This is a genomic window from Solibacillus sp. FSL H8-0538 (genome assembly GCF_038003525.1).
GTDB lineage: Bacteria > Bacillota > Bacilli > Bacillales_A > Planococcaceae > JBBOPI01.
In genome coordinates this window covers 1,654,949-1,680,968 of record NZ_JBBOPI010000001.1, presented here as the reverse complement: position 1 = coordinate 1,680,968, position 26,020 = coordinate 1,654,949, and the positions used below count along the sequence as shown (strand labels likewise).

The following is a 26,020-nucleotide window of genomic DNA, read 5'->3' as shown; positions in this document are numbered from 1 at the left end:
TTCCTGTCTACTCCGATCCCGCCTCTAGTTGCTTTACTTAATATGGTCAACAAGATTTTTCCGAAATTGATGCGGGGTTTGTTCGTACTGAGCCGCAAATTTTTCAATAAAATAACTCGTGCTACCAAAGCCAACTTGTAGTGCGATTTCCGTGACGGACAACTCACTATGCTGGAGCAGTCGAATACTTTGGTCTAGACGATAAGCCGTAACGTACTGAATCGGTGTTTGCTGTAGCCATTTTCTAAAGTAACGACAGCATTCCGCACGACTTATATGGCCTGCCTGCGCAATCTCCTCGAGCAATATTTTTTCGTGCGCATGCGCTTGAATAAACAAGAGCATGGCCTTCATGCGATCATTTGGTTGTATGTGTAACACTTTTTCAGCCGGCTGTTCACTGTGCACGACATACTGCCAGCACTGCTGAACAAGTTGTGCAATTTCGAGCATATGTAACTCTGTACACTGTTCGTACAATGTATAGATTTGTGTAATCCTTTGTAATTGCACCATATGCTCCGCGGACTTCTCCCAGTGGACATACGCAGTGGCCGAATGAATGAGCGGTATTACAAATTTCAGCTGTAACGGTGCGGGTGCGAGTAATTCCTTGCCAACATTTATACAAATATACACACTCCGGTTATGTTCGACGGCTCTTGTAATATGAAGCGCGCCAGAATTAATAAAAAGCCCGTCCCCTTCTTTTAGCAAACATGGCCGACCATTAATTTGCAGCGCCACCTCACCTTCTACGACAAGCATAAACTGAATTTCCTCATGCCAATGAAGTGGGATATGACCATGAATATTTTTGCGCACATCCGTCCGGTAACAAGCAAGTGGGAATTCAGGACTACCATGTTTCCTCGCCTCTTGGAGTGACGGGGTTAGAGAAATTTCATATATTTGCATGACCTCACCTCAATATTGTTATATTTTTAAGCAAAAATTCGGTAGTTTTTAACAGTTTCTTTCGTTACAATAATACTATCACAATATTTTAAGAGGGCTAATATGAAAAATGATCGTTTCAAAGGTTTATTACTTGTTATTTCCGGCTGCTTCTTTTGGGGCATTGGCGGTACCGTTTCGCAGCAACTCTTCCAAAATGAAGGGATTGAAGTTGGTTGGCTCGTATCCGTTCGCCTATTAATTGCTGGGATACTGCTGCTACTGGCACAGTTTTTATTTAAAGATAAGGAACAAATATTAGACGTTTGGAAGCATAAATTCACTGCTACTCGTTTAATTATTTTCGCATTGGTAGGGATGCTGGCAGTTCAATACACATATATGGCATCAATTGAGACTGGAAATGCTGCGGTTGCTACATTACTGCAATACTTAGCTCCTGTCATGATTATTATTTATGTTGTACTTCGTGGTCAATCACGCTTTACACCGCGAGATGCGGTAACTGTCATACTCGCACTAAGCGGAAGTTTTTTCTTACTAACAAATGGCTCGCTATCCGCACTTGCTGTTCCAATGCCCTCCATTATTTGGGGTCTCCTATCCGGTGTGACGCTCGCGTTTTACACAATTTATGCAATACCACTCTTGAAACTTTACGACTCGCTCGTAATTGTCGGTTGGGCAATGGTTGTTGCAGGGATTACGATGAGCTTCTTCCACGCACCGTGGGATGTGGATGTAAGTACCTGGACCGGAATGACGGTTTTCTATTTAGTTATTGTCGTCATTTTCGGGACAATGCTATCTTTTTGGTTTTATATCGAGAGCCTGCAAACATTAACTGCTAAAGAAGCAAGTCTGCTCGGCAATATTGAGCCGCTAACAGCTGTTTTGGCAACCGTTATTTGGCTAAAAGAGCCGTTCGGGACGTTTCAGTGGTTTGGTGCAGGATTGATCTTGCTTATGATGATTTACTTGGCTTTGAAGAAGGAAGAATTGGTTTTATCAAGTGAGAGTTAAGCTAGTGGTTGGGTGAATTTGTATAAAAAATAGGAGCTAAGATCTGCTCTGTTTGTCTGGAAGTTCTAGTGACTTATTCGGAAGTTCAACAAATTTATTAAAGCACTCTGATTTTTGATCAGAGTGCTTTAATAGTTGGTGAAGCAGATTCGAGTTTTTCTACAACACCAATTCACAATCTGTCACTGCTTCTAAGCTATGTGCTTCACTAGGTTCCATGACTAAAATCGACTGTTCATTTACTAGTTGTTCTACCCCTTCTACCTAGAATTTAACTGTCCCTTTACGACAAATTACCACTGCTTCAAATGGTGTGATATGCTCTAGAACCGTCTCTTGTGCATTTAAATGAATACCTAGAATTTCTACATTAGTCCCTGTCAATAATTTATCAATCGATTTTTATTTATCGTTAATTAGGGGTGAAACTTGTGTCAGTTGCAAAGTTGTTCCTTCGTTCTATTTTCGTAGTAATTTCAGAAAAGCAGCCACTTATTTTTAGTGCATCATGCCGTCATTTAATTTTCCAGTAATATTTTCGATTTGGACTTCGAATAACTCAATCTTTGGAAGAACCGGGTATCCTTCTCGTTCGAATTTCCAATCAGGATTTCCGTATTTTTCAAGCAAACGATCGAAGAACCATTCTTTCCTCGCATCTCCTTCAATTCGCGTAATTGTTCCGAATAGAACAACACTTGTATAAACAAGAGCTGATTGACAGGCATATTTTTTCCCAGGCAGTAAATCGCCCATTTCGCTTATTTCAATACTCACTTTTGGATTTTGCTTAATATTCTCCCAAAAATGACTTTCACGAATATTTCCAATATGAAGATACAATTTTTCTTCCCCTTCATAAACGTAAACAAACGGGATTACATATGGATAGCCATCTGCACTAACTGTTGCGACGTGAGCAACTTTCGCTGTTTTAAGAAATTGGTACGCTTCATCCTGTGTGATTTCTACACGCTTGTTTTGGATAACCCCTTTCATTTACATCACTCTCCCATCGATTATTTTAGAAAAAATTGGTATAAACTAGATAGTAGTAGTGTATCAAATACACCTTTTAAATAGCAATTAGAAAAGATGTATATAAAATACATATTTATGTCCAAATTATTAAAGATGTATTTTTAATATTGCTTTTAATTGTTCTGAGGCGTATATTGTGTTTTGAAAGGACGTGTTCAGCATGTTAGATCAACATACAATTGACGTTATTAAATCAACAGTACCAGTATTAGAGGTTCATGGCTTAGCAATTACTAAAACTTTTTACAGCAATTTATTCAAAGATAATCCATCCTTATTAAATATTTTTAACCACACAAACCAAGAACAAGGACGTCAACAAAACGCCTTAGCAAATACTGTATACGCAGCAGCTAAACATATTGACAACTTAGAACCAATCGTACCAGTTGTGGTACAAATTGCACACAAACACCGTAGCCTAGGTATTTTACCTGAGCACTATCCAATTGTAGGTCAATACTTATTAGCAGCAATTAAAGAAGTATTAGGCGATGCAGCAACAGATGAAATTCTTGATGCATGGGGCAAAGCTTACGGAGTCATTGCGGATATCTTCATCCAAGTAGAAGAAGATTTATATAAAGCAACAGAGTCAAATGGTGGATGGCGCTCATTTAAATCATTTAAAATCTCACGTAAAGTAGTAGAAAGTGACTTAGTTACTTCATTTTACTTAACACCAGTAGATGGTAGTAATTTACCAACCTACAAACCTGGTCAATATGTATCCGTTCGCGTTTCATCACCAGAATCTGAATACTTATTAAACCGTCAATACACATTATCTCAACCAAGTAATTCAAACGAATTCCGTATTTCAGTGAAACGCGAAAATGGAAGCGTAGTAAATGGTGCCGTATCAAACTTCTTACATGATGCAGCAGAAGGTACATTAATCGAAGTCAGTGCGCCAGCGGGTGTGTTTACTTATGAACCAACAACAGCGCCAGTATTATTCATTAGCGGTGGTATTGGTGTTACACCACTTAACACAATGCTGCAATCAATAAAAAATAAAGAAAACGTAACATTTATTCAATGCGCACGTAATGAAAAAGTACTCGCATTCCGTGAAGCAATTGCTAAAAAAATGGACGAGTTAAATCCACCTAAAGGATTTAATAAATTATTATCTTCATTCAAAAAAGATAAAAACCCGAATCATAAAGTACTTTTCTCTGATCAAAATGTATATGTAAACGCTGAGGTGTTACGTTCATTGGTATTTGCCGATACACAAGTATATATTTGTGGTCCAACGCCATTTATGGAAGCAGCAGTGAACGAATTACGTGAGTTAAATATTCCTAATAGCCAAATTCATTACGAATTTTTCGGTCCAGCATTACAACTTGGTACAAAATAAACTAGCTATTAAAATCCTCGTGAGCTTTTTACGGGGATTTTCTATTTCTACGGACTTTAGCATTCTGATCATTACAAGAAAAAACGTGAAAAAACCTCCACGAACTATTAAGAGGAGGTTTCAATAATCAATAAGCTTTTTAGTCAGTTGAGACGCTATTCATAGATAAAATACAGCTACTAGCCAAAAGGATATTGTTTTACTTTATCAACGGCTTCAAGTAATTTTTCTGTAACCAAGTCAGATTCTTCAATATGACTCATTAAAATGGTATTTGTTTCGTCGAATAGTTTTGTTGTCGCGGTAAATTTGTGTATGACATCCTCACTAGAAACTTTTTGATTGTTAATGTTGATGAGTAGATGGTTTACTTCTTGTTGTATATTTTTGCTCAATGATAATAAGTAGGCAATTTTTTTGCTTGTTAAATTTCCAACAATAATTCCATTATCAACTAGTGTTTGATTGTGCTGAATATTATCATACACTTTATGAATTTGTTCTTGTGTTTGGGTAGTTAATCGGGAAATATGCTCTGTACTCGTCTTCGTATTTTCTGCAAGTTTTCGTACTTCTTCTGCAACGACAGCAAATCCTTTTCCATGTTCCCCTGCTCTTGCCGCTTCAATTGATGCATTCAATGCCAGTAAGTTCGTTTGATTAGAAATATCATGAATAACTTTAACAATGGATTCAATTTGTTTTGAACCTTCATTTAAAACATGCATATTTTGTGATGTTTCATTTGATTGGTCACCAAGGTCATTAATAATACTCTGTAGTTTTGACACAGAAGCTTGGTTGTCCAGTGCAGCGTCCGCAACTTGCGTAGTAGCTTCAATAAGTATTTGACCTTCTGATAACATATTTTGCGAAATATCGTTAGAGGCAATCGTACTTTTCTCTACATGTTGAAACTCTTGTAATATTTGCGTAACCATTTTGCCAAGTACAGTATGCTGATTGTTTACTTTATCGTGTTGTTCAATTGTTGAAATCAGTTCTTTATGTAAATTATTTAAAAATATTTGGAACGCATGATCTTTCTCATCCAGCGTCTTGTTCAATTCATCAATTTTAAATTTAAAAAGCTCGATCTCTTCTTTTTTATTGTGAAAAATTGTTAGCATAGCATGACACCCCTTACTAAATTTTAAAGATGTATTTAAAATACATTTTTAAAATAATACCACATTTTCTAATATTTTACGAATGAATGAAGGTAATCGTGTTAAATGTTAATTGTCGATCTCATTCATCATTATGAAACCTGTTTTATATTTTCCCAAAAATAAAAATTGTAGCAACCTTCTAATTCACATTTTTTTGTCGTGACTACTACTTTTGATGGTACGAGCTACTTCTTAGCAAAAGGGATCGGTATGATAAAATTTGTCAGTGGTCAGAAAGCATCGTATGCGAATTAATTTCTGTTAAAAAAATCTCCGGGGAGTTTAAAAACATCCAGGAAATCGCCAATTTCATCTAGCTTGTCTACAATCTAAAACGAGGGAGAATTCAAAAATATTCAAGATTCCCCTCATTTTTTTGGCATTTTACCACGCGTTATTTACGTTCTAGTGCGTTCGCAAAAGAATTAGAAAGAAATAAAAAATACTTAAATTTGTTTGGAAGGTTATTTGATTTTGTTGCAAATTTATTAAATTCAATCCATTCATTCTTCCTACATTTTGTTATATTAGTTTGATTGCACGCTACTGCTTCATTATAAAAACAGAAGGAAAATCACAAGCGTTATCGTTATAATAATGACCTTCACCGCTTCAAATTTATAAGCAACGTAGGACTGTACACTCCGCTTTGTGGCAATCCATATGGCCGCACCGTAAAGTAATGCAAAAATAACGAGCAGTGGCTTATACAAAGGATCATCGAAGATTCCCCATACAATAATAATAAGGAACACAATCATGAATATATATAGCCACCAATTCCCTTTAAACGGATTGACTTGTTCTAGCTTGCGACGCTTATAAAAAATTGAAGAATATAGACCGACTCCAATTACAACGATTGGTAGCAAAATACTACCCCAAGAGCTTCCCGATGAAGAATACAGTCGAGAAAAGACTTCTTCATACATGTCAGAATCACTACTATAAAATTTCCCCGTATCCACATGTAACATACCCTCGTCTGACACTTGGTAGCGCTCCTCTTTACCATCTCGCATGACAATTACATCCGTAATATACGGTCCAAGTTTACCATCCGCCTCTTGCACGTACTGCGGCAAATTATTAAAGAAATGATAAACGATTTGATCCTCTACTTTATCGATAGAAGTATAGAGACTGGAACTCCGCGCTGAAAACTCGCCCTCTTCCCCACCAAAATAACGATATATTTCTTGAACAGAAGGACCGCTCGCTGTCTGGTTATTCGGCACACTTTCTGGCACAATGACTAAAAATAACGCAATGACCGCGACTGCAATCAATAAGCAAGCTTCCTTCCACATCGTAAATCCGGGCTTCTTCTGTGGTTGGTGAATGCCTTCATAAATACGCGCCTTTAACGCCTTCTCTTCTGGCAAATTATTTAGATCCTTTAAACGATTGTGTAAATCCATACTCGTCACCTCCCAGTATTCTTTCTAATGCCTTCATTGCACTGCGCTGTGTGTTCGCTACTTTCATGGCGGACCAGCCTAAAATTTCACATGTCTCCTCTAACGAAAGCTCTTCAATTTTCCGGTAAATTAGGACCTCGCGATGTTCTGTTTTTAACGATTGCAGCGCTTCATACAGTAGACGACGATCCTCAGATTGAAGAATCCAATCATGTGGCACAAAATGTTCGGCCTTTCCCTCATGCTTTTTCTGAAACGGCAACCATTTAATGAGTGCTTTTTTGCGATAATGATCATACACTAAATTCCGTGCAATTTGCCGAATATATGTAGACATCGCCGCCTCTTGCCTAAACTTCCCCTTATACACCCGTAAAAATGTTTCCTGTGTTAAGTCCTCAGCCAAGCCTGCATCCGACACCATGTAATAGATATATTGATAAATCCTTTGAAAATGCGCTTCATATAGCTCATTAAAGTCCATTGCCTTCACCTCTCTTACTATATTAGACGAATGAACACCCAAAATTTGTATGTTCGGCGTAAATAAATTTAAAATAAAACAAAATGCAGTAGAAGGATTAAATTATAAATCCCCCTACTGCATATTATAATTCGTTATTTAAGAGCTCTTCTAATTCTTTTAAGCAATCCATTTGCAAAGTGAACTGTTGCTTAATATTTTTATACGTTAAGTTATAAAATGGATTGTTTTGCTTTAAATGCTTTTGTTTTTCTTCCAAACCTATTACTAAATTAGCAAATTGCTTTTCTAAATTTTCTCTTTGAAGAACAACATTGTTCAAAATATCTTTTTTCTTTAAGTCAGGATTTGGCAAGCTAAGCATCGAAAGCCCCGTATATAAACTTGTTGGCAGCATAATTGAAGATGTAGAAAAAGATTCAAGAAGTAATGTATAGTACTCTTTATCACCATTCTCTGTTATTTCATAGATGGCCTTTGAACGATTACCTGTTGACTCAATTGAAGCAATTTTAACTAAGCCTTCCGTATTCATTTTCTTTAGTGCATGATAAATCGAACCAGGGAGAATACCCGCCCATTGATCACTTTGATTCGTATGAAGAATTTGTTGAATTTCATATCCAGACATTGGTTTTAAACGCAATAGCCCTAGTACCATTAATCTTGTCATGTGCTTACCTCAACTTTGAACATATAAGTTTGACTATTTATTTACTGTATCATATGTTATTTTTCGAAAGCAACTTTTCTCTGTGAATAAATGGATTTTTGTTTACCGAGGTAAATAAAGTAAGTATAAAAAACAATATTGTAAAGCCTAAAATAATTGTAATAGCTATTAATACTGAACCATCTTGGACCCCAATAGCTGCTCGAAATGATGTTATAACGTAATGAAATGGGAGGCACTTTCCAATAGCATTGATCCAGTTAGGTACCGATTGGAGAGAATAAAATGCTTCAGTGCAGAAAATCATTGGTAGAAATAAAATATTACTAAATGCATTAATTTGACCTTCATTTTTCGCAACGTTGCTTATGAAGAAGCCGATTGCTGAGAAACATAGAGATGACGCAAGTATAATCCCTGCACATTGAATGACGGACATAGCCGTAAAGTTAATATTAAAGAAATAGAATCCTCCTACTAAAAGTAGTATGTTAATTACAAAGGCGACGAGCGTTCTAACAATCATCATAATCGCGATGAATTCAGTTAATTTCATCGGTGTAATTTTTAATAGCTGATAAACACCTTTACTTTTTTGACGATAAATTTGAAAAGCTAAACCTTGCATACTCCAAAACAAAATACTCATACTTATTATCCCAGTTAGAAGGAACGGCAAATAGTCTTGAGAATCAACGAAATAGCTAATCCCGGCCATCATTCCTAAAGGAAATAAAATCGCGTAAAAAAGCGAGATTTTATCGGATAAAGTATGCTTCAACATCAATGTAAAAATCGTTGTCAATTCAATTCCTCCTTCGTTAAAAACATATACAGCTCCTCTAAATTGTTCATGTCATATTTGTCGAATAGTTCATCAATCGAGCCTTCCGCAATAATGGCTCCTTTATAAAAGAACAGCACGCGATCTGCTAGTTTACTTGCCTCATCCATATCATGAGATGTTAAAACAACCGTTTTCCCTTCGTTTTTAATGTTTACTATTGTTTGATGAATTTCCTGTCTTGAGCGTGGATCAAGCGCGGCTGTTGGTTCATCCAGAAAAATAAGCGATGGCTGGTGCACGATTGCTAAAGCGATAGAAAGCCTCTTTTGTTGCCCACCCGAAAGCTTCGTTACTTCCGTATTCTGAACATCCGCTAGTGAACATAACTGAAAGAGTGCCGTTATTTCTTCTTTAGTTAATTTTTTCCGATAAAAGCAAGCAAATAGTTGTAAATTTTCCTTTGCGGTTAAATCGGGGAAAAATGGTGTAGATTGAAGCTGCACACCGATTAACGATTTGTAGTGTTCAGTCCAGAAATTAATTTCACCTGTTGTTTTCTGCTCTAATCCTAAAATCATATTCAGTGTAGTTGTTTTCCCTGCACCGTTCGGACCAATAATTACAACGACTTCTCCTTCATAAATTTGAAATGAAATATTGTCGACAGCTTTTTTAGCACCGAAACTTTTTTCTAGATCCTTCACATGAATTAAACAATTCCTCAATTTCCTACCCCCTATTTGATTAACGTTATATATTCAACATTGATTATTGGTGTAAAAAATAAAACACTCTAAATACGAGATGTTTTCAACAGCCTTCACTTACTCAATATTATATACTTAACGTTGAGTATATGTGCATAGGAAAATTTAGTCAACCACTTTTTTCAGTTAATTAAAATTCATAATTTCATAGGATGTCAGAATTTATAATTGTTAGGCGATTACAGCAGGAAATACAACTCTGCGTTAACGAATTTTTTATCTTCAAAACATTGGTAAATAACCTTCTAACTCCACATCACTTCGAAGGATTGCAATCATTTTTCCAACAAATTCCGAAGACAATTGCTTTTTTTCATTGAAATGAGTTGCATATGTGGCTGCTATCATTTTTATTTTTTCATCAGCATGTTGCAGAAGGTCCAGTAAGCCGTGTTCAACAACAGGTGAATAGTCATTAATATTTGGATTGGCATAGAGATAGTTAAAAGCTCTAATAATCTTTTCATTATCGTTTGATGATAATGCTATCTCAACTTCTTCTTGAGTCCATTCCCTTTCAACATAAACTTCGCCATTCTCTTCAACAATTTCTGCTGCTACATATAAGCCTTGCAAAAATTCATCAAAAGAGTTTGCTAACTTTACTTGTTGATTCGCTTCACAATCAATGTAAATCACTTGAGGATTTTCATTGGTTTTTCGATAATCTAAAGCAATCCATGAATGCCCATCACCAGATAGTAAGACTATATTTCTCGGTAACTCCCATTCTTGTATGAGATACTCGCTTTCTAATATGCTGTTTTTTTCACCTATGCCTAAATTATGATTTATGTGAACATGGTCATCCGCCCACGAGGTTGGAACTGTAGATGGGTAAGCATCATATTTAATACAACCACCGTTCTGTTGTTTAAGAATCTTTATGTATGAATTAGGTAATTTCACATTCAGTTTTTCTTCTGCACTAGCTACCATTGCATTTAATAACGGTTCCAGCTTGTAATAATCATTGTCTTCTTGCCAAATACTTTTCATGATATGCCCTCCAAAATATTAATCTTCTTGACGTTATTATTGTAGTAAAATGCCCTTGCTCTTAAGTTAAAAATACACATTCCATATTTTAAAACTCCATTTCCTTACATATCTACACTATGAATTGTGTTAGCCAGGCAATATACTTTGCGCCTGGGATAAATAATGCTTGAGCTAATAGCGTTCCCAACAAACGCGACGTCACCATCATAATAGAGGCACTTTTTAGACTAAAGTAGCTCCCCTTTTGATTGATCACATCATCGGCAAGTATTGAGAGCTTAGGATCTATAAAAATAATTAATAATATTGTAGCAATCCCATTCACTAATCCTGACGCCATCACAGCGGTTGTTGCTCTTTCTGGTACCAACAAGGCTGCATAGATCGCGGCTAAAACACCAATTGTATAAATAGCTGTAATTAGTATATTAATGCAGAATAATTTTACTGGTATATCTCTCCAACTCATATCCTTTAAATACGAAAGTCTCGGCAAATGAATATGCTTCTTCGCACGTTTTATATATTCCCATGTAAACCCTTTTTTCACTAATGCAGGAATAGAGCCGCGTTCTTCTGATAAATGAATAATCGCCCTCGAAAAAATAGCAATAAAAGTTGGGAGTAACAGTAACCCAAGCACTGTTCCCAATGTAGCTGATCCAATTAAAATTCGATACTGGTTTTCTACAAATTCCAATGCGTTTTCTTTTGGCGCATTATCAATTAAACTGCCGGTAAAAGGCTGCTGCATCATATTCGCCAGCCTCGAAATCATGACCATCAAATTAAACAATGACAAGGCTGAAGCTAATAATTTCACTCGCGCCCCAGATAGTCTTACGGAATAAGCTAGAGTTTCAATGGAATGTATGATTAGTATGAATAATGCAATCACCAATAATTGACCTGTAAAAAATCCCAAAATGGCATGACCTACTTTATTTTTATTTTAATAGTACTTATTACTACGAAATAACTTGGTTAAAAGTTCCAATTATTAGTATAACCCATAAAAATTACCGATTAGAGCATTGTTTTGTAGTTCAGTTAAGTTGAGCTATTGAATAAATTTCAATGGTGCATTTTAACGGGCTACAAAAAACAAAAAAAGCCAGTTCTTAAACGACACATCGCCCAAGAACTGGCTAAACTACTTAATAGAATTTTTCAGTGCCCTCGTTTTAAGAGCCATTTTGTTAAACCAAATATGACACTACCTAAAATTGTACCAATAAGGATGAAAAGACCCATTATGCCATATCCCATTCCAGTCCAACCACCAATAAATAAGCTAACAACAATCGTACCTATACTAAACAACAATAACCCAATTATCACTCTACTAATGTATTTCCCATATTTATTTCTTTCCAAAAGCATCAAAATTAGAACTAAAAATACAGCAACTATCAAGCTAATAAAAATGGGAATTTCAAATCCTTCCATTTTGTCCCCTTTCTACTACTGCCCTAGAACTGTTATTATATCGGAACGTAAATATATTTTCACCTTGATGGAATTTCCAATCATCAACTAAAACTTCTCTAATAGTAAAGCTCCCAACCGATAATTAAAGCTACAAGGAGTAGTGCCGAAACACAAGAAAGTACAGTACCGAATTTCTGTCTACGCGTAGTCTTTGTTTTCTTCCATTGCACCATAATCGCAAAAAGACTAATTACCACTACGGCGATATAAGCGTAATTCACCCAAAAATGAATTTTAAGCGTTGCATAGGAAGCATAATTTAATGTTCTGTTAGCAAGCATGATGAAATTAACAAGCGGAACGAGACCAGCTAAAGTAAAAAGCATTTGCCACTCCTTCATCACAGTAATATCAACTTTTTTGAACCGATTTTTTATAGCATTTATTAACATGATTAGTAAAGTAATTAAAGTATACAGGACACTTATAGACAACGCGATTACACTAAGAACGCTAAAGATGCTCGTATTCCTTGATACAGGTAGAAGATCACTTGTCGGCATTGATACCATCTCCGCTTTACTGTCATTCATTATAAAATGAAGGTATAAATTATATTCATTCGAAGATTGATAAATGTAAGGGGAGACTTGTTCAAAAGTCATCCCAAAAACATTAAAAGCATTAGAATCTTCTGCTTGAATTTTCCACATCGTCAGCAAACCGTACAACTTTGTGAAACCTTTATATGTTTGTCTTGCTACACTGTAATTCCCTTCAATCACCTGCGTATCTGGAAGCACTTGATTGCCATTCGGTGTTGTATACTCACCATACAAAAGTGTTGGTAATCCATAACTTAACCCTGCTTCGCCCATTTGATTTGTCATCACAATAACGCCCAAATTCTCATCCACTGAAAAAGTAAAGTTACTTGAAAAACTATCCGTATTCCCTGCATGTTCTAACACATCTACTGCATACATACCTTCCCAAAATCCATGCGCATTTCGTGGCAAGCCATTCCCGTAGAAATCACTAGTAGTGAGCATTTCATCTAAGGTGCTTTTGTTTTGAAATAAAGGGCTCTTTGTACCCGCTTCCGGCATTAGTGCCAACATAAATTTTGACGCATCTTCTATTGTACTGATGGCACTACCTGCAGGATACAAACCAATATAAGCACGTTCATTTTTCGAAACGCTAAATTCCTCCTTGCTATCGACACGATACCCATAAATTTCTTCTCTTTTGGTGGCTACTTTAATATTATCTTTTTGTGAAGGATGAATCGTTGTATCCGTCATCTCCAAAACATTAAATATATGTTTATTTACATAGTCATAATACGGTTGACCCGAGAGCTGTTCCACAATATACCCTGCTAGTGCCACCCCATAGTTCGAATAGGCGACAACCTCTCCTGGTTCGTGTACCTGATACGGTTCGGCAATATGCAGCATTTCCTCCAAAGGTTTTAAATCCTCCGCTGATAAATAGAATAAGTCTGTATATTTATCCTCCCAACCAGCATTGTGGTGCATGAGGTTTAGCATGGTAATGGGCTTATCATAGTGCAATTTTGTGAAAAATCCATCTGGTAAATAGGCGCGAATATCTTCCTCTAAATCTAGTTTCCCTTGCTCGACAAGCTGCATCACACTCGTCCAGACAAGGAGCTTCGTGACAGAACCCCATTCAAAAACTGTTTCGGGTGTAATTTTCACTTTATTTTCGACATCCGCATAGCCATAGGACGTATTCAAAATAATTTCTCCATCTTTCACCATCAATACTGATGCTCCAGCTGTTGTTGTACCAATATATTTGGCTGCATATTCATCCACATGCTCTATTAGTTCAGTATAAGGAATCCCTGAAGGTGTCCTTGCCTGCATGGCCAAAACAGCTGGTACATTGCAAAACAACATCACAAATAACATAATGAACGTTATTTTTCTCATATAATCTCTCCCTCATATTTCGAGCAAAATTCACCGTTTTGACAGGCCTTTACTTTTTCATGTTGTTTAATTCTTGCGTAATAATATCCTTTAGATGCTTATTACCAATGACCCCAGTGTGAAAGGTATTCGTATCCGCCCAGTATAGCTGTCTAAACGTCACTCCGTTGTGTAGCTCAAACGCTAGAAATACACGTGTTCCTTCGAGTTGTCCCTTGTTAATTAACTCTTCACGGTCTTCTAGTGCTAATTCATCCCATGCATCTATAAATTGCTCTTTCGCACTTTCCGGGAATGTAAAAATTCGGCTACCGTCCTCTAAGCTTTGGAAATATATATTACTTACAAGGTTTTTGAAGGGATATAAGTCACTAGCCGATTCAGCATTCTGATTGTGCGTAGCTACATAAACTTTGTTATTTGCTGATACAAGTAAACTTGCTGGGTAGCCGTTCACCTCAAAAATTGGTGTACCTTCTGTTAAAAACGTAGCGTCTCCGTTTTTCATCTTGTGATTACTACATGCACGATCCGCCATTCGATATGTCACACGGCCGATTTCATTCCCCGCTTCTATCACTACTGGTGCTGCTTCATCCGCTCTGTCAGGATAATGATGCTCATACTGGATTTCACCAATCATTAACACATCCACCCAATCTATTTCTGCATCTGGGCAGCTCTTCAATACGTTCGTCATTTTTTCAGAACAGCCAACAAGAAAAAACAACATACATGCAAAGAGAAAGAATTTTTTCATGTAATAACAACTCCCTTATTGTCATTATACCGATTTTTGGAAATTAATTGTAAATTACACTTGATTCCTAAACACTTCCAATGTAAAGTTAACTACACGTAAAGCTAACTTTACTTTTAGTAGGTGATAAATTGAAAAATAATATTAAAGACTTACGCGCGAAGTACGATTTTACGCAGGATGAACTTGCGGAACACCTCGGGGTATCACGGCAAACGATCATTTCATTGGAGAAGGGACGCTACAATCCGTCGATTCAGCTGGCGTTTAAATTAGCGCTTGTTTTTCATTGCACAATTGAAGATATTTTTATTTATGAGGGAGAGTAGCATGACAAAGAAGCGTTCAACTGAAGCCCAAACAAACCGGTTTATCTATGTATTTTCAGGGATTATTTGCACAGCCATTGCAATTTATACAATAAGTTCGGATGTGATGGCGGGCAGATATCCACATTCCATTATGCTACTTGCATTGGGCCTAAACCAATTAATGTTTGCCTATTTAGCTCCACATCTTTTTCCGAAAGATGAGCGGTCAAAAACGATTATTTATAAAGCGATGTTCATTAATTATTTCGTTTTGTTTGCAACGATATTGGTATTAATTAGCTTTAATTTTTCATTTATCGGATTTGTTTTAACGTCCTTCCAAACAGTCATTGTTATTGGGAGTGTCATTACGATTTCGTTACCAATAACCATGATCATATACGCCAAAATCATTTAATATGACTTTGGCGTTTTTTTCAGAAATATTTACTATAATGTCTAACGCTAAGATCCATCTCCATGTCCATTTTTTCATAGAGCTTTTGTGCACTAATATTCGTTTCCGCTGTTTCTAGTGTAATATAGCGGGCATTGTTCTCCTCACAGTATGAATAGCACTGCTCAATTAATGCATGTGCCACCCCTTGCTTGCGGGCATCCTGAGCGACAAAGAGATCATTTAAAATAAACGCGCGTTGCATGCCCACTGAAGAAAATGTCGGATAGAGCTGGACAAAACCAAGTGGTCGCTCATCCTCCATCGCTACATAAATGACCGATTCCTTTTTTTCCATACGCGCCAAAATTAATGCCTCTGCTGCCTCCAGATCACTTTTCTGCTCATAAAACTGGCGGTAATCATTGAATAATGTTGCTACTACAGTAAGATCGGCCGCTGTTGCTTGTTTAATTTTCATAGTCTGAACTCCTCCTAGTTAATATCCAAATTTTAGAACTCACAATAATTATAAACTTCCATTCTATGTATTGAATGAAAGAATCAATACTATTAAAACGGAAAGTCTGAAGAACCATGATACAAATATTTTGGAATCGCATAAGAAATTTAATTCCAAGCTATTTCTTATGTAATTTTTCGTTTGGTTTTATGGAATCATCAATCCACCAGCTGATGAAAAGCACCGGAAATTTCGAATGCCTTCTCTTCTTCCCCATTCCTTGTAAAGCCGGCAAAGGTAACTATAGTGTTATTTAAATCTAGTGGGGCATTTCCACTCGTTGGGATGTACACAATAAATGCATTTGAATCGCCTTTCTTTAACACTGGCAGGATGATTGTGAGGACTAACGGGACAGTCTTTTACAATATCGTATTTTTCTGTCCAGACAGTACAATGTTTGTAGATGGGGTGCCGTATAGCATAGATTGATCAATAAAATTTTCTAAAGTTTCAACAGATTGCGTTGCTACCTTTGCGATATAGCTAATTTCACCTGCAACTCGGTAGCATTCAAGTACATCAGGGTGATTGTAACAAAATTCCGCCAATTTTCTACAGTCATTTGATTTAAATAGCACAAGTGCAACAATTGAACGATCGAGCTTTCTTAGGTCAATCAGAGTTTTATAGCCCGTAATAATTTGTTGTTCTTCGAGTTTTTTTATTCGTTCAGCCACAGCAGGTGCAGATAGATGTACATGTGCAGCGACTTCTTTTGTCGTCATTTTAGCATTTTGCTCTAGTTGTTTTAAAATTTCAAAATCAATTTTATCCATAATTTCTCCTTATTAAATTAAGTCTTTATATGAATTATCCATAAAAACGAAAGTAAATTCAATGAAATACGAGTTTCACGCCATTCATCAAGTTATAAAAATTCATTAAACTTAAGCTAAATAAAGAAATAAGGGGAATCACCTATGAAGAAAATTTTATTATTACTGGCAAATGGTTTTGAAGCATACGAGGCAAGTGTTTTTACTGACGTTCTCGGATGGAATCAGATAGAAGGTGATGGTTCTACCGCAGTCATTTCAGTTGGACTTCATCCACAGCTACAAGCCACTTGGAATTTTACAGTCACACCAGAAATGCAATTTAAAGATATTGATTTAAATAAGTTTGATGCATTAGCGATTCCTGGTGGATTTGAAGAGGCGAACTTTTATCAAGATGCATTTAGCAAAGAATTTCAAGAAATAATCCAACATTTCAATACACATAAAAAGCCAATCGCTTCAATTTGTGTAGCTTCTTTAGCTCTCGCACATAGCGGTATATTAGCCAATCGCAAGGCAACTACGTATAATCATCCAACAAGTAAAAGATTAGCGCAATTAGCGACGTATGGGGTACGGGTTTCAACTAATAGGATTGTTGTGGATGAAAATGTGATTACGTCATCGAATCCTGGCACAGCGATGGAAGTTGTATTCATGTTTTTAGAGATGCTGACTTCTAAAACGAATGCAGAGAAAGTCAAAGATGTAATGGGGTATTAATTGTTCTAAAGGAAAGGTGCAACACTATATAAATCCGAAAAACATAATCGTTATAAAAATTCTACATTCCCATAAATTATAGTTTTGTGGCAGAATCTATCACATATTCAGTTACATTTTGCTATTTCACTTTCCCCTCAAAAACAAAGCCATTTCGCACATTTTATGATGCGAAATGGCTGCGCTTCTATATGGTTAATTAATAAAACGGCGCAACATTGTATCCATTCTTTTCTAAATGATAACGGATACTTTTTTCGATTAAGAAGTGGCCAGCTCCTACGACAACGAAGTACGTGCCTTCTTTATCCTTTAATAATGAAATAATTTTCTGTGCCATTTGTTCATCTCGTAAACCAAAGAGCATTTCATTAAATTCTGAAGCTTCCCCTTCCATCTCTTGGAAACTCTCAGCAAAAGCTACTATGTCGCCCTTCTTCCAACTGCTAAACCAATCCTGCATCAGATCATATTCATTTTCTGCAGATGGCTCTAAAATGCTATCTATCACATCTACTAAAGACTGTTCTTGTGCTTCAGGTGATAATGATTCAAACATATCCACTTGAGCTTTTATTCCTTCTAATTCAATGACCGGTTTTTCTTGAAGCATTGCATTTAATAAAAAGTACATATCAATGCCATGCATCGACATTTCCTCTGCAGTCATGCCAAAGGAATCGTCCATTGCTAGCAATGATAAAACATTTGATAGCATCCATGGTTTTTGCATTACTAATTGATCCATTGGTAGCTTGTATAGTTCTGCAACCTTTTTAATTTTTGCATAGGTTTCTGCGCTAACTGCGTCTTGCAGTGTTGTTTTGTCTACATACATCGCTTTTTTGGCAAAGTATTCAAGACCTTCTTGATCAAGCATATTCGCCTCTACTAATAGCGCATCCGATTCGTCAAACGCTGTTAATAATTTTTCATTGAACGGATATAGGTCCGGTGTTCCAATGTGAATGGATCCTAATAAGTAAACCAGTGTATCATCATCTTTTACAACCCAAGCCACACCTTTAGAACCTTGCCCTACTTGTTCGTATGTATCCTTAATGAATCGAACAGCTAAGACGACTGCATGTTGCGTTGTTGCCTTCTTTTCTAATTCCAATCGATTGCTAGAACCTCTTAAGATGTTTCGTTCTGTCATATAGGCTACTGCATCGTTGCCTACAGGTAAATCATAGCGTGCAACAATATTGTACAGTCGATTGACGATATCGCCTCTTGTTGTGTCCTTTTTTACACTTACTGGCTTGTATTCTTTGTTTTCTTGAAGTTGTAATGCCGCAATTTTCTGCTCTGTTAAGTCTATTAGTTCATTTACTCTTTCAATCGACACTTCACTTCTGAATCCTTCATAATACCATTGAATTGGGAAAATACCGTATTTTTCACCTTCGTTTAGCGTCTCGATTGCCCAGCCGCTAATATCTGGTGTGCTAGTTTCTGCTTGGATTGTCGGAACAACCGTTGACAACATCAGCAGCATCCCGAGCATTGCAGCAATCATCTGTTTATATATTCTTTTCATCATTCATTCCCCTTTCGATATTTCGTTACAAATAACTGTGATACAGATTTTGGAGCTTTACTTTAGCACAAAGACCTGTGATTCCGCTTAAAAGTAAAAAAACGATAATTATTATGCAACTACTATTTTCTAAGTGTTCCTTTCCGTAGATAAATATTGACTTCTTCAAAATTCCCTCCACTCCCACTTGATAGCAATCAAAAAACAATGCTAGAGCACCTACCAACGAAACCCATGGCCACTAGCACATTACATAGATAGAGAAAAACGTAAGGGCATTTCCATTTTTCTACATAATTAACTGGGTGTATACTAAATTATAAATCTTATGAGACCGAATTCGCCTTAGTGGAATACCGAAAAAAACATTTCGGTATTCCTTACAATACGCACATTCACGAACATCTTAATATCCTTTTTTTCATTAAAATGAGATCTTGGTGGGGTTCTTTTCCTATAATTATATTTTCATCATGCATCGGCTAAAATTACCCTCTCTCAAAAATAACTGTATAGTCTTTTAATGGGGAGGTTTCAATTACACTTTTTGCAATGGACGCCATATCCTTTTTTACAGAATTAAAATATTCTTCATCTCCTTCAACTTGTAACACCAATTCTTTCTTTAAAGTTGTTTTTACATCAACCCCCACGAATTTCTCATGAAGTTTTTCTTTCAATTTAGCGATACTTTGCTCTTCTTTAGTAACTAGAGGTTCATGTTTCTCTTTATTTACATCAGCAGTATTAACTTCTAAAGGCTTATTTAACAGGCTAAATGAGACTTTTCCGACTATAAGTATTCCTGCAGTAATCAATATCCTTTTTAACATATAATCCCCTCCGTTAAGAAGGTATGACCTATATCCCCCCAAAAATGCAAAGAAAACATATTGTTACCGCCTTTCATCTAAAATACTCTTTGATCACGTTAAAGAAAATCAATTGTTGCATATTCATCAAAAATGCTGACGTTATTTAAATAAATGACTGCTCTATTGAACTATAGCTTACGTTAGTTTAGGTGCAATGTTTCACAAATGAGAGAAAATAGATTATACTGGACTAATAATCATATTCAATAAGGAGGAATTTCCTATGAACGAGAATAACCAATCCGCACCACAAAAAAAGAAAATCAGCCTGCAAGAGGCAGTAAAGCAGCAGCTTGAAAGCAAAAAGAACCTGTCCTCAACTAATAAAGGAAAAAAGAATGCTGACCTTTCAACAAAAAAAATGAAAAGCCAACAAACGAAAAAAACAAGCAATACCCATAGAAAAATGGGTGTCTAATAAACGGACACAATCGGGAATCCATCCCCAAGGTAACGTAGTCCGTCTAACAGATGAACGATTACGGAAATTCACTCTAAATAAATGAAGTAAAAAAGCACTTAGGGAACAGTTCCTTTAATGCATTTTTATAATTTCTTATTTTTTTATACTGGCGGTTCTTGTGAACTGGAATTTCTTTAATATCCGTGTAGTAGTGGATAAGGACATCAACTCGCCCTATTTTAGGCGAGTTATATAGTTCTAATTTATTCTAATTTGCACAAAAGGAAATTCTGATTGCTCAAAAAATAATATGTATGAAAAATAATATTTGATCTATACTAGTAAAGATTTCACTTTGAATCCAATGTGACTAGGAGGGTTAACCCGATGAGTGCGAATGATCAATAGCTCTGAAGGACCGTCAATACTGAATAAAGCTAACGTACGGTTGTCTTAGGTAAATCTTAAGATCCAATGCGGAAGCGAGGCAGTGTGTCATGGAGGAATAAATGCAAGTGGTAATCAAACCCGGAATCTTATTTCCGGGTTTTTTTGCTTTGCTACTACTATACATAAATAGGAAATCCAGTTGAAAAAAGGGTTCTATACTAAATGTTGGGGTATGACTACAATTTGAGGGTAAAAAAAGACACGTAACACCCAAATGTCTTATACTTTAGTTGCTGAACAAAAGATAAGATGGGGGTTACGTGTACATGCATTCTAACATAAGTTTACCAGGATTTGAAGACGCGATTATTTTAAAGACAGAGGTGCGTGGAGGGCAGTATCTGATTCATTTTGAAATGCCCATAACGACGCAGGTTTGTCCAAACTGTGGAGAAGATACACGCCGTGTGCACGATTATCGTTGGACTAAGGTAAAACATTTAAAAATGGCAGAACGAATGACGACTTTATTTTATCGTAAACGCCGTTATGCTTGTACGTGCGGGAAGCGTTTTGCGGAGAAGAATCAAGTTGTTTCGCCCTATCAACGCTATTCTAATGAGTGGAATCAAATGGCTCAAATCCGTTCAGTGAAAGCCAAAACCTTCACTGAGATTGCGCACCAATATGGGGCATCGGTTAGTACCATCATTCGCAGATTTGATCGGATTGTTCCTGGAAAAATTAAGGGAGAAACAGCCTTGCCAAAGGTGATTGCCATTGATGAATTCAAAGGCAATGCAGGTGGGGAAAAGTTTCAACTAATTATTGCCGATGCAGTGACAAAAGAACCTATTGATATTTTACCGGACCGGAAAAAAGAAACCATTAAAGCCTATTTGCGTGAGCATGGGGCAAATGTTGAAATGGTCGTTATGGATATGAGTCATTCATTTAAAGCAGCAGTTCAAGAAGCGCTGGATAACCCAATTATCATTGCGGATCGCTTTCACTTTGTTCGCTATATTTATTGGGCAATCGATCGTGTTCGAGTACGTATTCAGAAGGAATGGAATGATTACGATCGTAAGAAAGTAAAGAAGAAGCGTCATGTATTTTTTAAGAAACCTAAGGATGTAACTGAGAAAGACCAGTGGTATTTAAAACGCTATTTCAGCTTTTCAGCAGAATTAAAATTGGCTTATCAGTTAAAGGAACAGTTTCGAGAATGGTTTGAACTGGCGAAAGAGAATGGTGCAGAGAAACTAAAGGAAACGAAGGAATTCCTTCTGAAGTTTTATGAAGCGGTAGAAGAAGCTGATATTCCGGAGTTTCAACGCAGTGTGAAAACCCTTCAAAATTGGCAAACAGAAATCCTCAACTCTTTTACATTTAACTATTCAAATGGCTTCGTAGAAGGTTTAAATAATTTAACAAAAGTAATTAAACGCAATGCTTTTGGCTACCGTCGATTTGATCGATTACGCGCCAAAATTTTATTAACACATCAATACAAAACAGTCGGCAATGAAATAGGATAAGGGTGGAGAATTGTATCCCCACCCCAACTATTGACAAAGAACCGAAAAAAGTAAGCGTCAAATACAACACACCTTCTACTAAATCAAATGACATGAGACAATCATGACAATTAATTTAGTCGGAGGTTTTTTAATGAAACGATCAGAACGCCACCTTTTATGGCAGTCTCGTATTCAAGCTTTTCAAACGAGTGGTGAATCGAACGTTGCCACTTGGTGCGCTAAACAGGATGTCCCTGTTCACAGTATGTATCAGTGGTTACGTAAATCACGAACGCAAACAACACAGCCAGTACAATGGTTACCTGTTGACCTTCAAGAAACGGCTGCGCCCAAGACCGTTCCCATTATGATAAAACTGAATGGTATTTCCATTGAATGTCCGTCTGACTTTGAAGAAGCTGCTTTGCGTAAAATTCTTCAGGTCGTGCCGCTACAAGTAAGTCGTTTATGTGGTTATACCGGACGGGAAGAGATGTGCCAGGAATTGTCTTGTATGATTATCAAACGACACGTGCCGGGAAACATCCAAAGGCATTTCTAAATGGATTTTCTGGTTACCTTCATGTCGATGGTTATACAGGCTACCATAATTTACAGAAGGTAGAACTGGTGGGGTGCTGGGCGCATGCGCGTAGAAAATTCAATGAGGCACTGAAATCATTGCCGGAAAACCTCCAAAATACAGAGCAACCCTGTGCCGCTAAAAACGGTCTACAATTCTGTAATCAATTATTTGCGCTGGATAAAAAAATCAATAAAATGGATGAATGTACACCAGAAATTCGTTATCAAGAACATCTTGACCACAGTAAACCTGTACTTGATACTTTTTTAGTATGGTTAAAAACAGAAAAGGCTCGCGTGGCACCTAAAACGAAGTTAGGTGAAGCCATCACCTATTGTTTAAATCAATGGAAGAAACTCGAGGTATTTTTAAAAGATGGTCGTCTAGAGCTAGATAACAACCGAGGGGAACGTTCCATTAAACCGTTTTTGATGGGAAGAAATTATGTGCTGACACTGTTTATGTTGTGAAATACATTCTTCACTATTTATTCCAGTAATAATCGAATAAATTCAGCACTTAACTTAAATCTTCAGTCCCTTTAGAATACATATATAAGCAAGTTCTAATGTGATGGAATTTAGAAATCAAGTTCAATTCATTTGAAAAATAACATGAATCCCTTTATTATGGGCAAATTTAAACATGTGAAATTCGGTTACAAATACTGTCTTTATATTGTTTATGTGCTGAAAAACAAAAGAAAACTCAAGCTATATAACAAGAATATTCAATAGTGAGAACATAACTCACTTCAGCACATAATTACGATTATGTACTTAAACACATAACCGAAAAGCTTGGATGTTTTCAACTTTTTCAAGAGGCGCTAAAGCGAGCGCTATTATTTACAGTATCGTTGAAACAGCCAAAGAAAATCAGCTAGATGCGCTTATGCCTTTGTCGGACGAAATTCCGATCAGCTGCCATATTCCTAAAAAAACTATATAGAAACTATAACAATAGCGCCCCCTGAATGAACAGGTGGGCGCTATTTGACGCTTACGTTCAATTGAAGCATTGTTTTTATTTTCGTTTGCCATTCTTCTTCACCTCCATAAATTATGATTGCCAAAACAGCGCTTATCATAAGTAGCAAATGTTGGAGTCAACTGAATTAAGTTTTTTAACACATGTAGTGATCAAAATAGGGATATTTAACAAGAGTTCCCCCCGTTCAATATCCCTAGTCCTTTAAATGATTGTTATGTAAACCATAATTACCCAATAATAAACCAGAACATTTCCTACCTTACAGCTACAAGATTTAAAGAAAACACAATAAGTTAGTATCAATAAATATTACTCTTACTGTTTAAGTTCATTTAGAGTTTTGCAAGTCCAGTTATCAATAGATGTTTTCCAATCCTTTTCCTTGGTGGCTAGGATGAACATATAAGGACTCTAAGAACACTTTCTTATCAGATAAATTTCCTGAGAAAAAAGCATATCCCATAATCTCTTCGTTATTTTCAGCAACCATATTTAGAGAGGATTTAAAGTGTTTATTCATCTCCTCATTAGAGGAAGCATCCTTTAAAACTTTATCCTGTATACCTTTTGGAATAAAACTACTATATATATCTCTCCAGGTAGGAAGTGAAATAGCCCTGACCAAAAACCGTGTCAATTAACACAGCCGAATGTCCATCTATTAAGGTGCATATTTTTTCAAATCTACATTCTCTATATATAATAGAGTTTCTATCTGTATGTTTTTAGCCACATGGTAAGGCTTATCTATAGATTTTTCAAAATAATCATCTATTCGTTTCTTTCTATTTCGTTCTTTTTCGTTCTTTTTCGTATTGCATATACGACTACCAACAAAAGAGGTAAAAAAAGTCCGATTGATAATGTTAAGGAATTACCCGTTGTACTGTCCCAATGTTGTTGGTAGATGACATTAGGATAAATCACGAGAGATAGGACAACGGCAATCATGCCTAACGGTAATGTTAAAGGGCGGTAATCTTTCAAATTCAGAATTTGTGCCATCCCTAAAACGGAAGCGTAAAAATAAAGGGTCGTCTTAAAATAGAGGGTGATAATCCAAAGTGAAGCCATTAATCCCTCAATACGCTGTACAAAATTCCCGATATTTATCCTTTTGGTCAATTCATAGCTTGGATAAATCTCTCCTGCAGTTTTCTCAACACCTAATACCGTAACACTCAAAAATGTAATAACGATGATGACGATGCCGCCTATTAAGTTTCCAATTAAAAAAGATTTTTTAACTTGTTTCATTTTGTTAATAAAGGAAGGAAAAATCATTAGTAAAAATACAGAATTTACTGAAGATACTATGACATAAAAAAAGGATGATTGAACGATCTTTTTTGTCCCCATCTCATATACTGGCTGTATGTTTTCAAACTTTATTTCAGGTGAAATAAACACCACTAAAATGAAAAAAATGACGAAGAAAACGACAACTAAGATTTCTGCAGTACGAGCGAAGGTTTCCAAACCAAGACGGACTCCCATCACCACAATTCCCGCCAAAAGAAGATTAAGGACTACCATTGGAGTACTTGGCATCATATGGATGTTTAGGAATAGCCCAAAATAATACAAAAGTTCTGAAGCATAAAGAAGAGCCGTGAGTACAAACAAAGCAGAAAAGGCTTTACCTACCCATTTTCCCAATAGTTTTTCAATGATTTGGACATAGGTGAGGTGAGGGAACCAAAGAGCTATAGTGATTAATAGCCATACGACCAATAACCCGATTCCCGTACCAATTATAGCGGCAATCCAGGCGTCTTGCTTCGCTTCGGCTGCTAATCCTGATGGTACAGTTAAGATGCTCGTACCAATCGTAAATAAAATAACTAAAACTAGAAATTGGTATGAATTTATTTTAACGTCTTGCATCATTTCATATCATACCTTCCCCTCTACACTGTTCTTTTATTTCAACAAAAGAGTAATAACGTCATCAAGCGGTTTAAAAATAAAAGTGAGTAAATCAAATGGATTTGGAATAGGTTTTTTAAATCCAAGTGTAATACTTAGACCTACCCCAATTGCAAGAAGAATTGAAAACACAAGTAACTCTTTTTTATATTTTTTTTCCAAGAGAGGTGGAACTTCAATCCACAGAATGGCTGCTGCAATTAGGAGTATTCCTATACTTTTTATCATGA

Annotated in this window: 27 protein-coding genes and 2 pseudogenes; 9 read left to right on the top strand and 20 right to left on the bottom strand. The window is 36.3% G+C overall.

What is annotated here, in order from left to right; all coding sequences use genetic code 11:
* Window positions 1–33 precede the first annotated feature (33 nt).
* Complete coding sequence (locus MHH87_RS07895) at window positions 34–918, bottom strand: helix-turn-helix transcriptional regulator (protein WP_340748767.1); 885 nt, start codon at window positions 916–918, stop codon at window positions 34–36.
* Window positions 919–1,020: 102 nt separating this feature from the next.
* On the opposite strand from MHH87_RS07895, the gene MHH87_RS07890 reads away from it, so the two are divergent.
* On the top strand, window positions 1,021–1,941 hold the full coding sequence (locus tag MHH87_RS07890; protein ID WP_340748766.1) for an EamA family transporter: 921 nt from the start codon (window positions 1,021–1,023) through the stop codon (window positions 1,939–1,941).
* A 498-nt stretch (window positions 1,942–2,439) separates the two neighbouring features.
* Here MHH87_RS07890 and MHH87_RS07885 read toward each other — a convergent pair whose 3' ends face one another.
* Complete coding sequence (locus tag MHH87_RS07885) at window positions 2,440–2,940, bottom strand: pyridoxamine 5'-phosphate oxidase family protein (protein ID WP_340748765.1); 501 nt, start codon at window positions 2,938–2,940, stop codon at window positions 2,440–2,442.
* 202 nt (window positions 2,941–3,142) lie between these two features.
* On the opposite strand from MHH87_RS07885, the gene hmpA reads away from it, so the two are divergent.
* Window positions 3,143–4,351, top strand: coding sequence for an NO-inducible flavohemoprotein (hmpA, locus tag MHH87_RS07880; RefSeq protein WP_340748764.1), 1,209 nt, complete (start codon window positions 3,143–3,145; stop codon window positions 4,349–4,351).
* A 179-nt stretch (window positions 4,352–4,530) separates the two neighbouring features.
* Here hmpA and MHH87_RS07875 read toward each other — a convergent pair whose 3' ends face one another.
* The 11 genes from MHH87_RS07875 to MHH87_RS07825 all read right to left on the bottom strand — a co-directional run bounded on the left by MHH87_RS07875 (window position 4,531) and on the right by MHH87_RS07825 (window position 14,812).
* A complete protein-coding gene (locus tag MHH87_RS07875) occupies window positions 4,531–5,481 on the bottom strand; it encodes a methyl-accepting chemotaxis protein (protein WP_340748763.1) in 951 nt (316 codons plus the stop codon).
* Between the two features lie 596 nt (window positions 5,482–6,077).
* A complete protein-coding gene (locus MHH87_RS07870) occupies window positions 6,078–6,944 on the bottom strand; it encodes a hypothetical protein (RefSeq protein WP_340748762.1) in 867 nt (288 codons plus the stop codon).
* Entirely contained in the window at window positions 6,910–7,428 is a 519-nt protein-coding gene (locus tag MHH87_RS07865; RefSeq protein ID WP_340748761.1) for an RNA polymerase sigma factor, read from the bottom strand. Before MHH87_RS07865 ends, MHH87_RS07870 begins: the two co-directional genes overlap by 35 nt.
* A gap of 124 nt (window positions 7,429–7,552) precedes the next feature.
* Window positions 7,553–8,101, bottom strand: coding sequence for a PadR family transcriptional regulator (locus MHH87_RS07860; protein WP_340748760.1), 549 nt, complete (start codon window positions 8,099–8,101; stop codon window positions 7,553–7,555).
* A gap of 49 nt (window positions 8,102–8,150) precedes the next feature.
* On the bottom strand, window positions 8,151–8,906 hold the full coding sequence (locus MHH87_RS07855; protein WP_340748759.1) for an ABC transporter permease: 756 nt from the start codon (window positions 8,904–8,906) through the stop codon (window positions 8,151–8,153).
* Entirely contained in the window at window positions 8,903–9,613 is a 711-nt protein-coding gene (locus MHH87_RS07850; RefSeq protein ID WP_340748758.1) for an ABC transporter ATP-binding protein, read from the bottom strand. The genes MHH87_RS07855 and MHH87_RS07850 overlap by 4 nt, the downstream gene beginning before the upstream one ends.
* Window positions 9,614–9,877: 264 nt before the next feature.
* Window positions 9,878–10,654, bottom strand: coding sequence for an SMI1/KNR4 family protein (locus MHH87_RS07845; RefSeq protein ID WP_340748757.1), 777 nt, complete (start codon window positions 10,652–10,654; stop codon window positions 9,878–9,880).
* Window positions 10,655–10,766: 112 nt separating this feature from the next.
* Complete coding sequence (locus tag MHH87_RS07840; protein WP_445683119.1) at window positions 10,767–11,555, bottom strand: lipid II flippase Amj family protein; 789 nt, start codon at window positions 11,553–11,555, stop codon at window positions 10,767–10,769.
* A gap of 272 nt (window positions 11,556–11,827) precedes the next feature.
* Window positions 11,828–12,106 carry a YesK family protein gene (locus tag MHH87_RS07835; protein WP_340748755.1) on the bottom strand — a complete coding sequence of 93 codons (279 nt, stop codon included), beginning with the start codon at window positions 12,104–12,106 and terminating at the stop codon, window positions 11,828–11,830.
* Window positions 12,107–12,204: 98 nt separating this feature from the next.
* Window positions 12,205–14,052 (bottom strand): serine hydrolase domain-containing protein, encoded by a 1,848-nt coding sequence (locus MHH87_RS07830; RefSeq protein WP_340748754.1) that lies wholly within the window; start codon window positions 14,050–14,052, stop codon window positions 12,205–12,207.
* A gap of 49 nt (window positions 14,053–14,101) precedes the next feature.
* Window positions 14,102–14,812, bottom strand: coding sequence for a hypothetical protein (locus MHH87_RS07825; RefSeq protein WP_340748753.1), 711 nt, complete (start codon window positions 14,810–14,812; stop codon window positions 14,102–14,104).
* Window positions 14,813–14,943: 131 nt separating this feature from the next.
* On the opposite strand from MHH87_RS07825, the gene MHH87_RS07820 reads away from it, so the two are divergent.
* A complete protein-coding gene (locus MHH87_RS07820; protein ID WP_340748752.1) occupies window positions 14,944–15,141 on the top strand; it encodes a helix-turn-helix transcriptional regulator in 198 nt (65 codons plus the stop codon).
* A 1-nt stretch (window position 15,142) separates the two neighbouring features.
* Complete coding sequence (locus tag MHH87_RS07815) at window positions 15,143–15,541, top strand: hypothetical protein (RefSeq protein WP_340748751.1); 399 nt, start codon at window positions 15,143–15,145, stop codon at window positions 15,539–15,541.
* 19 nt (window positions 15,542–15,560) lie between these two features.
* On the opposite strand, the gene MHH87_RS07810 is transcribed toward MHH87_RS07815, so the two are convergent.
* Entirely contained in the window at window positions 15,561–16,001 is a 441-nt protein-coding gene (locus MHH87_RS07810) for a GNAT family N-acetyltransferase (protein WP_340748750.1), read from the bottom strand.
* Between the two features lie 404 nt (window positions 16,002–16,405).
* Window positions 16,406–16,822 (bottom strand): Lrp/AsnC family transcriptional regulator, encoded by a 417-nt coding sequence (locus MHH87_RS07805; RefSeq protein ID WP_340748749.1) that lies wholly within the window; start codon window positions 16,820–16,822, stop codon window positions 16,406–16,408.
* Between the two features lie 144 nt (window positions 16,823–16,966).
* Here MHH87_RS07805 and MHH87_RS07800 point away from each other — a divergent pair, with 144 nt between their 5' ends.
* The gene (locus tag MHH87_RS07800; RefSeq protein WP_340748748.1) at window positions 16,967–17,548 is read left to right on the top strand and encodes a DJ-1/PfpI family protein; all 582 of its coding nucleotides are present in this window, start codon (window positions 16,967–16,969) and stop codon (window positions 17,546–17,548) included.
* A gap of 199 nt (window positions 17,549–17,747) precedes the next feature.
* On the opposite strand, the gene MHH87_RS07795 is transcribed toward MHH87_RS07800, so the two are convergent.
* Window positions 17,748–19,091: a TraB/GumN family protein gene (locus MHH87_RS07795; RefSeq protein WP_340748747.1), complete on the bottom strand. Its 1,344-nt coding sequence runs from the start codon at window positions 19,089–19,091 to the stop codon at window positions 17,748–17,750.
* 488 nt (window positions 19,092–19,579) lie between these two features.
* Window positions 19,580–19,924, bottom strand: coding sequence for a hypothetical protein (locus MHH87_RS07790; RefSeq protein ID WP_340748746.1), 345 nt, complete (start codon window positions 19,922–19,924; stop codon window positions 19,580–19,582).
* Window positions 19,925–20,189: 265 nt separating this feature from the next.
* On the opposite strand from MHH87_RS07790, the gene MHH87_RS07785 reads away from it, so the two are divergent.
* From MHH87_RS07785 to tnpC, 4 genes and pseudogenes are all read left to right on the top strand, one after another.
* On the top strand, window positions 20,190–20,384 hold the full coding sequence (locus MHH87_RS07785; protein WP_340748745.1) for a hypothetical protein: 195 nt from the start codon (window positions 20,190–20,192) through the stop codon (window positions 20,382–20,384).
* 695 nt (window positions 20,385–21,079) lie between these two features.
* Window positions 21,080–22,300 carry an ISL3 family transposase gene (locus tag MHH87_RS07780; protein WP_340747992.1) on the top strand — a complete coding sequence of 407 codons (1,221 nt, stop codon included), beginning with the start codon at window positions 21,080–21,082 and terminating at the stop codon, window positions 22,298–22,300.
* Window positions 22,301–22,403: 103 nt separating this feature from the next.
* A pseudogene (gene tnpA / locus MHH87_RS18900) lies at window positions 22,404–22,667 on the top strand (IS66 family insertion sequence element accessory protein TnpA); the annotation flags it as partial.
* Window positions 22,668–22,714: 47 nt separating this feature from the next.
* A pseudogene (gene tnpC / locus MHH87_RS07775) lies at window positions 22,715–23,308 on the top strand (IS66 family transposase); the annotation flags it as partial.
* Window positions 23,309–24,216: 908 nt separating this feature from the next.
* Here tnpC and MHH87_RS18895 read toward each other — a convergent pair.
* The 3 genes from MHH87_RS18895 to MHH87_RS07760 all read right to left on the bottom strand — a co-directional run bounded on the left by MHH87_RS18895 (window position 24,217) and on the right by MHH87_RS07760 (window position 26,018).
* Complete coding sequence (locus MHH87_RS18895) at window positions 24,217–24,486, bottom strand: GNAT family N-acetyltransferase (RefSeq protein ID WP_445683118.1); 270 nt, start codon at window positions 24,484–24,486, stop codon at window positions 24,217–24,219.
* A gap of 146 nt (window positions 24,487–24,632) precedes the next feature.
* A complete protein-coding gene (locus MHH87_RS07765; RefSeq protein ID WP_340748744.1) occupies window positions 24,633–25,751 on the bottom strand; it encodes a GerAB/ArcD/ProY family transporter in 1,119 nt (372 codons plus the stop codon).
* 33 nt (window positions 25,752–25,784) lie between these two features.
* Complete coding sequence (locus tag MHH87_RS07760; RefSeq protein WP_340748743.1) at window positions 25,785–26,018, bottom strand: hypothetical protein; 234 nt, start codon at window positions 26,016–26,018, stop codon at window positions 25,785–25,787.
* Window positions 26,019–26,020: the final 2 nt, after the last annotated feature.